This window comes from Seonamhaeicola sediminis, from assembly GCF_004358095.2.
Classification (GTDB): domain Bacteria; phylum Bacteroidota; class Bacteroidia; order Flavobacteriales; family Flavobacteriaceae; genus Seonamhaeicola; species Seonamhaeicola sediminis.
Window position 1 is genome coordinate 462,918 of the sequence record NZ_SMZJ02000001.1, and the last position, 12,680, is coordinate 475,597.

10 protein-coding genes are annotated in these 12,680 nt (G+C 33.1%); 2 read left to right on the plus strand and 8 right to left on the minus strand.

Annotated features, from left to right (window positions below; all coding sequences use genetic code 11):
* Window positions 1-65 precede the first annotated feature (65 nt).
* On the minus strand, window positions 66-1,148 hold the full coding sequence (locus tag E1J38_RS01720) for a diphosphomevalonate decarboxylase (protein ID WP_133354502.1): 1,083 nt from the start codon (window positions 1,146-1,148) through the stop codon (window positions 66-68).
* Window positions 1,149-1,718, minus strand: coding sequence for a DUF1697 domain-containing protein (locus E1J38_RS01725; RefSeq protein ID WP_255449755.1), 570 nt, complete (start codon window positions 1,716-1,718; stop codon window positions 1,149-1,151).
* A 26-nt stretch (window positions 1,719-1,744) separates the two neighbouring features.
* On the opposite strand from E1J38_RS01725, the gene E1J38_RS01730 reads away from it, so the two are divergent.
* Window positions 1,745-2,596 carry a hypothetical protein gene (locus tag E1J38_RS01730; RefSeq protein ID WP_255449756.1) on the plus strand — a complete coding sequence of 284 codons (852 nt, stop codon included), beginning with the start codon at window positions 1,745-1,747 and terminating at the stop codon, window positions 2,594-2,596.
* Here the strand turns inward: E1J38_RS01730 and trxA are convergent.
* The 5 genes from trxA to msrB all read right to left on the minus strand — a co-directional run bounded on the left by trxA (window position 2,586) and on the right by msrB (window position 8,831).
* On the minus strand, window positions 2,586-2,897 hold the full coding sequence (trxA, locus tag E1J38_RS01735) for a thioredoxin (RefSeq protein WP_133354500.1): 312 nt from the start codon (window positions 2,895-2,897) through the stop codon (window positions 2,586-2,588). The two genes, E1J38_RS01730 and trxA, sit on opposite strands and share 11 nt — an antisense overlap.
* A 97-nt stretch (window positions 2,898-2,994) precedes the next feature.
* Window positions 2,995-6,699, minus strand: a complete 3,705-nt coding sequence (locus E1J38_RS01740; protein WP_133354498.1) for a metallophosphoesterase — start codon at window positions 6,697-6,699, stop codon at window positions 2,995-2,997.
* A 118-nt stretch (window positions 6,700-6,817) separates the two neighbouring features.
* On the minus strand, window positions 6,818-7,762 hold the full coding sequence (locus E1J38_RS01745; protein WP_133354496.1) for an aldo/keto reductase: 945 nt from the start codon (window positions 7,760-7,762) through the stop codon (window positions 6,818-6,820).
* A gap of 80 nt (window positions 7,763-7,842) precedes the next feature.
* Window positions 7,843-8,379 carry a peptide-methionine (S)-S-oxide reductase MsrA gene (gene msrA / locus E1J38_RS01750; RefSeq protein ID WP_133354494.1) on the minus strand — a complete coding sequence of 179 codons (537 nt, stop codon included), beginning with the start codon at window positions 8,377-8,379 and terminating at the stop codon, window positions 7,843-7,845.
* Between the two features lie 5 nt (window positions 8,380-8,384).
* A complete protein-coding gene (msrB, locus tag E1J38_RS01755; RefSeq protein WP_133354492.1) occupies window positions 8,385-8,831 on the minus strand; it encodes a peptide-methionine (R)-S-oxide reductase MsrB in 447 nt (148 codons plus the stop codon).
* A 185-nt stretch (window positions 8,832-9,016) separates the two neighbouring features.
* On the opposite strand from msrB, the gene E1J38_RS01760 reads away from it, so the two are divergent.
* Entirely contained in the window at window positions 9,017-10,219 is a 1,203-nt protein-coding gene (locus E1J38_RS01760; RefSeq protein WP_133354490.1) for a Pycsar system effector family protein, read from the plus strand.
* 4 nt (window positions 10,220-10,223) lie between these two features.
* On the opposite strand, the gene E1J38_RS01765 is transcribed toward E1J38_RS01760, so the two are convergent.
* Window positions 10,224-12,599 (minus strand): GAF domain-containing protein, encoded by a 2,376-nt coding sequence (locus E1J38_RS01765; RefSeq protein WP_133354488.1) that lies wholly within the window; start codon window positions 12,597-12,599, stop codon window positions 10,224-10,226.
* Window positions 12,600-12,680 lie beyond the last annotated feature (81 nt).

Genomic DNA, 12,680 nt, shown 5'->3' on the forward strand with positions numbered 1-12,680 from the left:
TAATTAGGATGCTTGATTTTATTTTGTTTAATAAAATTAAACATTTTTTAAACAAAAACAAACTTTTAAACTATTTTTTTTGCCCCAAAGCCAATTTGGTCACAAATATACTGCCCATTTTGGCAATGTGCAACTAATTCATTTTTAATGAATTCAACAACTTGTTCACATTCTACTTCTGGATATAGCACATGAACATTAGCACCAGCATCTAAAGTGAAACATATTTTTGAACCTGTTTCTTTCCTAAAAGCCCATATTTTATTAATGATTTCTAGGGTGTTTGGTTTCATTAAAATAAAATAAGGCATACTGGTCATCATCATAGCATGCAGTGTTAATGCCTCACTCTCTACAATGTTTATGAATGCTTCTAAATCGCCAACCTTTAACACATCTATTAAAGATGATAGGTTATGATGCGCTTGTTCAAACCGTTGTTCTGCAAATGGGTGATTATGCATTAAACCATGGCCTACCGAGCTACTCACTTGTTTTTCTCCTTTATCAACCAACAATATAGCGTCTTGATAGTTTTTAAAATTCTCATGAACTTTATATGGATATTTTATTCCAAATAAATCTGAGCTATCTTTAATTTTGTTATGCAACCCCCAAACAACCAAATCGCCTTCAATACTGCGGCAAGCACTTCCAGATCCTAATCGCGCTAAAAATGAAGACTTTTTATTAAAGTATTCTTCCGTAATATCAGGATTCAACATCTTTTCAATACTCATTAAACACAGTGCTAATGCACTCATTCCTGATGCTGAAGATGCTATTCCAGAACTATGTGGAAAAGTATTAACCGTATCAATTTTAAAATAATAATTCTTTAAAAATGGCAAGTAATTATTTATCCGATTAAAAAAAGTCTCAATTTTAGGCTTGAAGCTTTCTTTTAAATCACCATCTAAGAACACATCAAAAGCATATTCTTGATAACTTTCTTTTTTGGAGAAACTTACAGTGGTAGTTGTTTTACAACCACTTAAAGTAAAACTAATGGAAGGGTTCGCTGGAATTTGATTTTCTTTTTTACCCCAATACTTCACCAATGCAATATTACTGGGTGAATCCCATGTAACGCTTCCGCTTTCAATGTGTTTAGAAGATGTTTTTGAAATAAAATCTTGTTCAGTCATTTAATCTAATTGAGATGTCAAAGATAATAACTTTCGTATGGTTTTATAATTTCTTGTAGTAGCTATTACTTTTAATTTTTTTTCAAAAAAAATATTGTTGCATTTTGCCTTACCATATCCTTTAGAACAACAAAAATAGACACAACTGGGAGTAATAAAAAAATCCTCATTTGGATAGCTTATATTTGAAATTTCTAAAACTAAATCCTTATTAGGCTTCTCATATAGTAAGGTAAAGTAACTACTTTCTTTTTTATCTTTTTTAAACGGGCATTCATCAAATATTCGCTTTAAATCCTTAGGAGTAAACACCAACACAGGTACCTCAAGACCAAAATGCGACTCAATAGTTTTTTGTATTTTTAAGGCTATAATATTATTGTTTTCTTTTAAAAATTGAAAAATAATGTTACCACTTTGAATATAAGTTTGTACATTCTTTAAACCAATTTTTGATAAAGCCTCCCGAAGTTTTGCCATAGACATTTTCTTTTGACCACTGACATTAACACCCCTAAACAACCCTATATAAGTATCCATTTGGTTTACTGAATAATTAAAAAATTCCATGTAAATTTAAAACTAAAATCTGCTATATGTTTAAAACTATCTTTTTATTTCTATTTACCCTAACAGTATCCTGCCAAACAGGAAATTTGACAGTTATTGCAGATTTACCCTATGCGCTAAAAGAAGTTTCTGGAATTGAAACCACTCCTAATAGCAATTTACTTTGGATGCTAAATGATGGTGGCAATAAACCACATTTATATGGATTGAATGAAAAAGGAAAAATTATAAAAGACGTAAGCATTTTAGCTAAAAACAGGGATTGGGAAGACCTAACCTCTGACAGTCAAGGAAATATTTATATTGGCGACTTTGGAAATAATGATAATGACAGTAAAAACTTAGCTATACTTATAGTTTCTGAGAATGACATTTTAACCAAAACTAAACTAAGCCCTAAAAGGATAAAATTCTCATATCCAGAACAAAATAAATTTCCTCCTAAAAAAAACAAACGCCATTTTGATTGTGAAGCCTTTTTCTACTTTCAGGACAGTTTATACCTTTTTACAAAAAGTAGGTCTTCAAAAAAACCAGGAAAGACCAATCTTTATGTTCTACCAGCAAAACCTGGAACTTACAAAGCAAAACAAATTGATTCTTTTAATACTTGCAATAAAAAAGGATGCTGGGTGACATCGGCTGACATAAATGCCTCCAAAGATAAAGTAGCATTATTAACAGAAAACCAATTAATTATACTTACAAATTTTAAAGACAATCAATTTTTTAAGGGTACAGCAGACTATTACCCTTTTGATCATTCATCTCAAAAAGAAAGTGTTTGCTTTAAAAATGACAGTACCGTTTACATAGCCGATGAATTTAGAGGTATTGATGGTGGTAACCTTTATGAATTTAAAATAGTTACACCGTAATACCTCCATGAGATTCAATCACATGGAGAATATCTCTTTTTTGTAATACCCCAGACTGTCTCCATTTGGGAGCACCATCAACAAATAAAATCATAGTGGGCACACTCCTCACTTGATATTTCACAGCCAACTCTTGATTTTTATCAATATCAATTTTCACGATTTTTACAGCATCACCTATCTCGTCTTTCACATCTTTTAGAATTGGCATGAGCGCTTGACATGGTCCGCACCAAGTTCCAAAAAAGTCAACAAGGACTACTTTTTCGGAATTTATTATATTATTAAAACTACTTTTCATATTATTACAATTTACTGTTTATATAGACGAAGAAGACTATCAAAAATTACAAATGAAATTAGGAGACCCCAAAAACAAATTCAGGTACCATTTGGTATCAAAAACCAAATCCCATTTTAAAAGCTAGACGCAAACCATCATCACTGTGAAAAGCAGATATATTTAGGGTAGCCATTTCAGCTAAATTGGCAAAAACACCGCCTCCAATAGATGTATTCCAATCATCTAAATTATGTTCAGGCATTAAAACTAATTCATCATCTACCCATACTTTACCAATATCAAAACCACCATATACCCCTATATTCAAGGGCAACAATCCAGTTTTGAGCTTACGTAAATTGAATCTCAAATCACTGGTCTGCACAAAAGCGGATTTCCCAGAAAAGCGTTCATTTCTGTAACCTCTTAATCCATTCTTAGCTCCTATATTGGCGGCTTGATAAAACTCAAAAGCATCTCCAAAATTTAAGTGACCTCTAGACTTGGTAGCAAATACCAGTTGGCCTGCAGTATCAATTTTGTGGTCTATTGATAATTCTGGAATTAAGTACCCAAATCTGTTAGGGTTGCTCAAATTATTAACATAACCTATTTTAACATTCAAAAACATGCCCATTGTTGGAAATGCAGAATTATCACTATTACAATATTCATAATCCATTTCAAAACCAAGAAAATCATTACTAATATCAATATTGGAGGAATTTGTAAATTGATTAATAAATCTGTCTTGGGTTTCTTCTACTTCTATAGATTCATACTTTAAACCTATTTTAAAGATTGCTCCTAAGTCCCCTCTCCAAATTAAAGAAGGTGCTAATTTTAATGTTTGAAGTTTAACACGGTTGTAATCTAAATTTGCATCAAAACCATCATTTTCATCAGCTTCAGGATTTGGTGTACTATTTCCAAACCCAAAAAAGTTCACAGCATAATTAGGACTTGTAAACTGCGTATCTACCAATAAATTCCAATAACCAAAAACATTTGCAAATTCTGCCTTGTAACCCATTTCAAAACCATTGGTTGCAAAGTAATATGCTCCAGAAAAGGTATGTTGTGCAGTGAATGGATTACGCTCAAAACCATAATTTGTAAATGTATTATTAAACCCTATTTTAAGTCCATCATCTGGATTAGCTCCAATAGCAGGCATTAATTGATTGGAACTGTTTTTTAATTTTTTATGGTCATAAACGTTGGTTTTGTAATCATCAGTTAGTTTTTTATTAAAACCTCTATTTGTAAAGGTGTTAGGTTTAGACTTATGGTCGTATACTTTTAATTTAACCTTATTATCAACCATGTAAGTGTCGTTATTTTGTCCACCAATAATTCTAACCTTAATCAATTCATCTCCACTTCCAAACACTTTAAAAACGTCGTCATCGTCTAATCCATAAATCCAAATTTCCTTAGTGTAATCATGACTATAGGTTCTTTTATGAAACATATCGGTCTTTTCACCACCTTTAATCCTATAAGCTATTACTTTGGTTTTTCCGTTAGGTAACCTTTCTATATCAAACCAATCATCTTTATTGGTCCCTTTAATAACTGCAAACTTATTGATGTGGTTATAGTAACTATTTGAAATACCTTGTAAATTGGCTCGTCTTCCAATAAGTTTTTGTTTAATGGTTTGAATGGTATTTTGATTCACCTCTGACGGAAAAAAGGCAAAAGCTTTATCAATAACCTCATTTGTTAAGTTAGTAACAATTTGATTTACTTCTTCATCCCAAACTGATTTATCAGAGATGTTAATTAAAGCCATATCTAAAGGGTAAGGCTCCAAATTAAACCACTTAGGACTTTTTAACTCTTCTTCATACGATTGCATCAATCGAAGAGTTGGAACCACTCTAGTTGCAAAACCTAATAGAGCACCATCTGCCATGATTGAAAAAGCCTGATCTCTATCCCTAGGCACGGGTCGGTAAACTGTTTTACCATTTTCTTTAAATTTTGCCCAACGCCACTGGTCTTCATGCCTATCCCAATCTCCAATAAGCATATCAAACAAGCGCGCTCTTATGTAAGCGCGCTCATCCAAAACAATATCTTCGTCTTTATGCAACTGCTTTAGCAAATCATCAGTGCTTATGAGTTCATCGGAATACCCAAAGCTCTTTTTATCCCCGTGCCCATCTGCAGCACGTTCTTCAATCATGTAGAGTTCATTGCCAAAATCTTCATTGAACTGCCCAAGTGCATTTTGTTTTGGCACATAATAAAGCACAGGATTGGTATGAAATACCCCAACCGCATCAGATAATACTCCTACTGTAAATGGTGCATACGGATGTGAGCCTGTGAATACATCAAGCAATAATGCTTCGGTGTATGTTTTATTAAACTGACCTTCTATATACTGATCTTTAAAAGCAACAGCCTGTAAATACTGAACTGCATTCTTCCTAAGGGCGCGCATAACGTATTCCCTTCCTTTTTTATCTTCTAAACGTAAGGATTTTGATTGATGCCCACCTCCTTTTCTTACTGGGGTTAGCCCACCCAAAAGCGTATCTAAACTAACGGTTGGAACTTTTACAATGGTACTAAAATCTTCTCGATAACGGCCTCCCCAAAATAATTTGTAAAGCCTTCCTTTTTCAGTTTCATCTTTTGTATAAACAGAAGCCTCTTTTTTTAAAGGAAATTGATTTGGGTAATTAGTCCCCTGATGCTTTTTGTCTTTTGGAAATACTTGGTTTTGATATACTACCCTATTATTTACTGAAGAATAAAACCTAACAAAAGACGATCCGTCTTTTAAAATATCCAAACGCGCATATCCTGGTGTGCCGTGTGAAAACCTACCACCTCCAACATTTCTGGTAGCCGTAATTTTTGAACCCGAACCGCTTACAATTTGAGGCAGATTATCTTGAACGATATATTGTAAATTATGGTCGTGACCTGATACGAAAATTGTTTTATCATTTTCCTGAGCCAGCGTTATTAAACGTTTTCTAAATTCATTGTAACGACTATTTTCGGTATCTACAGTGGTAACACCTCCAGCCTCTCTAACTATGTTTTTTATGGTTCCCAAAACCGGAACTGGACTCATATGGCTCCCAAAGGAATATTGCCCTCCATGAGACCCGTTTGTAAACATAGGGTGATGTACTGCTATTATTGTGGTTTTGCCTCTAGCCTTTTTTATTTCTCCTTCCAGTTCATCAAAAAATTTAGTTCTCGTTTTAATATCACAATCATCATTCATGGTTGGGTGTTTATTCCAATTAGTTAAATACCATTCAGAATCAACAATAAGTAACAGAATATCTTCAGAAATTTTCACCTTCTCTAACGGACAACCGTTTTCGGGTAAAAAAGTGTTTTTTCCAAGTTTATCCTCTACATATTTTTCTTGACGCTTTAATCCTTCTAAACCATTACTATACCAGTCATGATTTCCAGGAATAAAAATAGCATGACCTTTAAAATCTTTTACAACTTCTGTTTGTACCTTAAGTTGATGCTCCGCAAAAGTTCTACCTTTATGACCTTTTTCTGGCATTCCCTTTGGATAAATATTATCCCCTAAAAAAATAACCGTACTTTGTACTGGAGCTTTCTTTAACTCTTTTTCAAATGCTAATAAGGCCTTAGATTTTGTACCCATTGGGGAATTACCGGCATCTCCAATTAAATAAAAGGAATGCGCAATGGCGTCTTCCTGTATATTACCTGAAACCTCAACGTCTTTGTATTGTGGTTTATAGGTTGCACAGGCATTGATTATAATAATGATAACAAAAACTAAAAAGTATTTTAAATGAGTAGTCATTTAAGTTCGCTTAATTCTTAGTTATAAAAATAGTGATTTAATATTGTATTACTTCAATTTGAAAGAACCTTGAACCCCCTATATGATTACACAATGAAATATTATATCATACTTGTTATCAATTCCAGGTCAGTTGTTTACGTTCCTGCCAATAGTTATATGGTGCTACTTCAAAAGCACTTAATTTTGAAAGCTCATCTTCTAATAATGTGAAAGAATTTGCCTTTAAATTTTTAGTTAACTGAGTTGAACTACTTGCGCCACTCAACACAAAACTAGTTGGAAACGATTGCATACAAAACCTTAAAGCTATGGCATCAATACCAACATGATATTTAGCAGATAGCTTTTCCAGATAGCTATAAAGCCCTTCATAATGCGGATAACTTTGATTAGGAAACAATCTACCATTTGCTAAGGTTTCTTTCAAAACAAATTGCCTTCCTTCTTTTGATAATGAGAGTCCCAACTTTAATATACTTTGATCCAAAATGTTGTAAGTACTTTGAAATACATCAAAAAGAACGTCTCCGTTTACTTCAATATCAACTGCTTTATTAATCACCTCAACCTGATTATCCCCTGTAGTGGTAAGACCTATCTTTATCTTATACTCTTGTTTTAACTCTGATAATCTGTCAAGAATTTCCTGATTTTCAAGAACACCTGTTTCTAAAGTTGCCGAATGAATTTGATAAACCGACAAATTTGGTAATAATGCTTTAGAAGTCTGCCACTGGTCATTTAATTTAGAAAGGCTATGCTCCTTTTGTTCATGAATCTTGGCATTAAAATCAAAATTTGCCATGTAGGTATAACCCCATTTTGTAGCCACCATTATAGATGCATCATTTTTAGTTTGCAACCATTCTATTAAAAGTTGTTCAGCTAAACCATATCCAGGTGCGGTATCAAAGTATCTCACACCCCTAGTATAGGCTTCTTCTAAAACTTGAAACCCCTTCTTTTTAAAACTATTTAAATCCACAAACCTATCGCCTCCTAACTTAATATTGATGTATTGTGGTCTTCCTAAAGCAGCAGTTCCTAATCCTAAAATCATTATAATAATTGTATTTTTATGAAAACCACCATAGTTTTAGTATTTGTGGCTTCTAATAATCCAATAAATTTTGGCCGTTATTATTTTAACTTTTCGGCATACAACTTTCTAAACTTTGCCAGTTTTGGGGTAATTACAGCATTACAATACCCCTGCTCTGTGTTGTTTTTATAATAATCCTGATGATAATCTTCGGCATCGTAAAAAATACCTAAAGGCGCTATTTCTGTTACAATGGGGTCGTCAAAATAATCAGCAAGCTCTTTAACAACTGTTTCTGCCACTTGTTTTTGTACTTCATCATGGTAGTAGATTACAGAACGGTATTGAGTGCCTACGTCGGCACCTTGCCTATTTAAAGTAGTGGGGTCATGTGTGGTCATGAATATGACTAAAATATCGTTATATGAAATTACATCAGCATCAAAAGTTAGCTGTACTACTTCGGCATGCCCCGTTAAGCCAGAACACACTTCTCTGTAAGTTGGTTTTCCTGGAGCATTTCCGCCAGAATAACCAGACACCACATTTTCAACACCTTTTAATTCTCTAAACATTGCTTCTGTACACCAAAAGCAACCACCTCCAAAAGTGGCCAATTGTAAATTTTTACTCATTTTATTTATTCTTTGTCTAGTTGTAATGATTCTGAATTAATACAATAGCGCAAACCACTTGGCTCAGGACCATCAGGAAAGACATGTCCCAAATGAGCATCGCAAGTATTGCACATAACCTCCACCCGAATCATACCAAAGGAATCATCTCTTTCATATTTAATAGCATTATCTTTTATTGGTTGGGTAAAACTGGGCCATCCCGTTCCAGAATTGAATTTAATAGTAGAATCAAACAAGGGCGTGTCACAGCAAACACAATGATATTTCCCTGCTTCATAGGCACTACAAAGCGCACCACTATGAGGCCTTTCGGTTCCTTTTTGTCTTGTAATTCTATACTGTTCTGGTGTCAATTGCTTACGCCATTCATCCTCATTTTTCTCAACCCTGATATCTGGTTCTAAATTCCCGTTTACCGAAAAATTAATAATATCGTTCCATTTAAGCATTTCTGTATTTATTTTGAATTTTGTTTTTTGTTTTTTGTTAAAATATGTCGATACCTTATTTAATTTCTTACAGAATAACCTCAAGTCACTGAAGCTTCAAATTAAAATTGAAATTTACGACAAATAACATCGTTTACATACTTTATCCTAAAGTTTAGTATTTTTACCATAAACCTAATTGTGTTATGAACAATATTGTTGTTGAAACCGAAAAATTTGCCACAAAACTTCTAAATGAAAAATTAGAAACGTCATTTCTGTATCATAATTTAACGCATACCCAACGTGTTGTAGAAAAAGCCTCTGAATTAGCTGAACATTGTGAACTAAATGATGATGATAAAGAAATACTCTTTTTAAGTAGTTGGCTACATGACACAGGTTATACCCAAGGTATAGAAAACCATGAGGAGAAAAGCGTGGTTATAGCCAAAGACTTTTTAAAATTGAAAGCATACCCTGCTGAAAAAACAAATGCCGTATGCCAATTGATTATGGCTACAAAAATGGACTATAAACCACAAAACCAACTTGAAAAAATAATTAGAGATGCCGACTGCTCTCATATTGGAAGCAAAAGTTATTTTGAGGTTTCAGAACTTTTGAGAAAAGAATGGGAATTATTATGCAATAAAACTTTTACTGAAAGCCAATGGTTAGATCAAAATATCAACTTCCTATCAAAAAAGCATAAATTCCACACCCCACAAGCAGCTTCTAACTGGGACAAACGTAAAGGCAAAAATCTATCAGAATTGCTCAAGATGAAGAAAAAGTTAGATGCTAATAACAAAAAACTCTCTCAAAAAAAAGAGGAATTAATATTTAAAAAAAACAAAGTTGAAATGCCAGAACGCGGCATAGAAACTATGTTTCGGGTTACTTTAAAAAACCACATGCACTTGAGTAATATTGCTGACACTAAAGCTAATATTTTACTTTCTGTTAATGCTATTATCATGTCTTTGGTTTTAGCCAACCTAATACCTAAATTAGATAATGCCTCCAATAAACACTTAATTATTCCAACCATAATTTTTGTTTTGGTAACAGTAGCCTCAATTATTTTATCTATACTAGCCACAAGACCTAATGTTACCAGAGGCAAGTTCACTAAAGATGATGTTGTAAACAAAAAAGTAAACTTATTGTTCTTTGGAAACTTCCATAAAATGAGCTTAAATGATTTTGAATGGGCTATGGGTGAAATGATGCAAGACCGCGAATATCTTTACTCTTCTATGAAAAAAGACCTGTACTACCTTGGGCTTGTACTTAATAAAAAGTATAAAATTCTAAGATTAACCTACAGCGTGTTTATGATTGGCATTATAGTAAGTGTTATTGCTTTTGCTATAGCTTTTTACACTTCTGGTGCAGCAAGGTAAATAATTACGCCTTCAACTCCTTCATTAAATCATCGTAAGTATAAAACAATTTATCGTTTTCGGTTTTATGATACAAGACACTAACTCTAATGGCTTTAAGCCCTGTTACCGCCTGTAAATCTTGAAGTTCCACAATTTCAATATCATTATCTAAATAATTTTTATCCTGTAAAAATTTAATGTAGCGCATATACTCAACCTCATCTTGTTTTTGAGAATATACAATACTTATTTTACCCTTTTGTGTAACGCGTTCATTAGTGCCTTTTATAAAAGCTTTGTCAACCCGTTTTTTTACAATTTCATAGCGGGCATTATAGGTACCATCAACATCAAACTGCTTTTCGTCCATTCTAAAACTTATAGATAATGGTTGATTGAACACCAAAATCATAGAGGCAACATCTAAAGAAATTGGAAACTCAGACTGCATTTGGTAATAAGCATTTTCCATTTCACACATCACCTGCAACTGCCACAATCTCAAGTTATACAAATACAACAGATTAAAACTTTTCTCTTTGGTAATAGACTCTCCAATATACATGTTATGTTCAACACCATCGGTTTTAAAACGCTCAAAAAAATGCGGATACATCGCCTGTGCTTCCTCCTGCTTTTTATCTAATAATGATGCCATTTCCTGGTTTATCCTAGCAATAGTTTCATCGTAACCTTTTCTGTGCTTGTAAAGCACTTCTACTTTACCGTCAATACTGGCATGATACGTTTCAATTAATTCATTGAGTTCTTTAACTTCTCTTAAATGAGCAAAAACTGGTTCAACTTCGTTTATAAAAAAACTTGTGATTTGCTGCTCACTATCTACTTGAAAATGCTCTTTTAGTCCTTTTAAATAATCATTTGCTTGAAAAACAAACTGTTCATAAATGGGTAAAGCTTTTAGTTCCAGTGCCTTAATGAAAATATTTTTAACAGCATTTAGCTGAAGCGTTAAATCTTCTCTGGTTGCGATATTCCTGGCCTCTGAAGACCCTTTGATATCTATCTGCCCGTATAGCGGGTAAACATCATCAAAAACAATTTTTTTAAATCTAGCTTCTTTACCACTCATTTCATCCTTAATAAATGCTTTAGCCTCTTTCTGAAAACGCCAATGCACACTTGGGTGAATGGAGGTACATTCTTTTTGAATAATAGCCTCAACTAAATTTTCTTCTTCAACCTTAGATCGTTCTACTGCCGACACGATATAAGGCATGATATCTTCTAACTTATTAGCATTAACACTATTTAGCTCTTTTGGTCTATTTGAAACAATTTCTAAAACCCCCATTAAACTGTCTTCATTAGCTATTGGAGCAAAAATGGCACTTTTGAATCCTTGATCAAACAAAGCCGTTATTTGTGGTGCCTTTCCTTTTGATTTATTATAAGCTTTGTCAACATCTGAAACAGAGAAAAACTTGTGCTCTTTTAGAAGTCTGTTCAGAGACCAGTTACACAACACATTATGACAATGTTCTTTTTCTACATTTCCTAATAAAAAGCTGCTTGCAGTAATACCGTAAACATGCTCGAAAGTATCATCTTCTTCATTGTAGATTGAAAAACCAACCTTAATATCATTTATACCTAACAACGATCTAAAAATATCGTAAAAACCCTCCATGAAGGTATCGTCTTTACATGCCTCGTCTTTGATAAGAGTAGATTTAACATTTGATATGGACTGGTCATCTGTAACATCAAACATGTTGGATATAACAAAACCTTTAAAGAGGTAACTATTTGGAGGAAATTTTTCTTTCCAAAGTTCTAAATTTTCAAAATTATCAAGTAATTCTTCATAATCTTCAACAGTAATCTTTGGTGCCTTTTCAGTAGGAATAATTTCACAAAAATCGGCATTATACATAATTTTATAATATCGCATAATACCATTAGCATCCGGAATTTCGTAATAAAATGGCCGCCTAAAATTTAAATTGAAACCATAACAGAAATTTAATATAACTGTGCAAGCAATAATATACCTATATTCTTCAGGCATATTTTTAATTTTAAGCTCAAAACCTTCACCAGCCGTTTTAATAATATCTTTAAAGCGTTCTGATCTATTAAATATGAGATTATGGAAAGGAACAGAAGCACTCTTAATCTCATTTTTAGTCAATAGAGGACTAAAAGTATCTTCTAGAATAATGCTTATTTCCTTCTTTCTGTCTTTAAGAACCTGAGTATTCGTAATCCCATCCCTTAATTCAGGATACTCTATGGCAGTATTTAAAACGTTTTGTGCTTTAGCTGCCGTAGTTTGGTCTTCATTTTTCGCCAAATCTTCATAATACTCAAGAAGTTTGTTAAAGCTAACTTTTAGCTGAAAGGGAGATTCAATATTCTCGTTTATATCAGTCATATGAGTGGTCTGGTAGAACAAATTTACAATATTTTGTGTTAGTCGTTAAAAACAAGACTTCTTAACGCCTTGATTGTTACA

Excerpts from the sequence above, each read along its gene's own strand:
- E1J38_RS01720 (WP_133354502.1), bottom strand. The coding sequence starts at position 1,148 with ATGACTGAACAAGATTTTATTTCAAAAACATCTTCTAAACACATTGAA.
- E1J38_RS01725 (WP_255449755.1), bottom strand. The coding sequence starts at position 1,718 with ATGGAATTTTTTAATTATTCAGTAAACCAAATGGATACTTATATAGGG.
- E1J38_RS01730 (WP_255449756.1), top strand. The coding sequence starts at position 1,745 with ATGTTTAAAACTATCTTTTTATTTCTATTTACCCTAACAGTATCCTGC.
- trxA (WP_133354500.1), bottom strand. The coding sequence starts at position 2,897 with ATGAAAAGTAGTTTTAATAATATAATAAATTCCGAAAAAGTAGTCCTT.
- E1J38_RS01740 (WP_133354498.1), bottom strand. The coding sequence starts at position 6,699 with ATGACTACTCATTTAAAATACTTTTTAGTTTTTGTTATCATTATTATA.
- E1J38_RS01745 (WP_133354496.1), bottom strand. The coding sequence starts at position 7,762 with ATGATTTTAGGATTAGGAACTGCTGCTTTAGGAAGACCACAATACATC.
- msrA (WP_133354494.1), bottom strand. The coding sequence starts at position 8,379 with ATGAGTAAAAATTTACAATTGGCCACTTTTGGAGGTGGTTGCTTTTGG.
- msrB (WP_133354492.1), bottom strand. The coding sequence starts at position 8,831 with ATGCTTAAATGGAACGATATTATTAATTTTTCGGTAAACGGGAATTTA.
- E1J38_RS01760 (WP_133354490.1), top strand. The coding sequence starts at position 9,017 with ATGAACAATATTGTTGTTGAAACCGAAAAATTTGCCACAAAACTTCTA.
- E1J38_RS01765 (WP_133354488.1), bottom strand. The coding sequence starts at position 12,599 with ATGACTGATATAAACGAGAATATTGAATCTCCCTTTCAGCTAAAAGTT.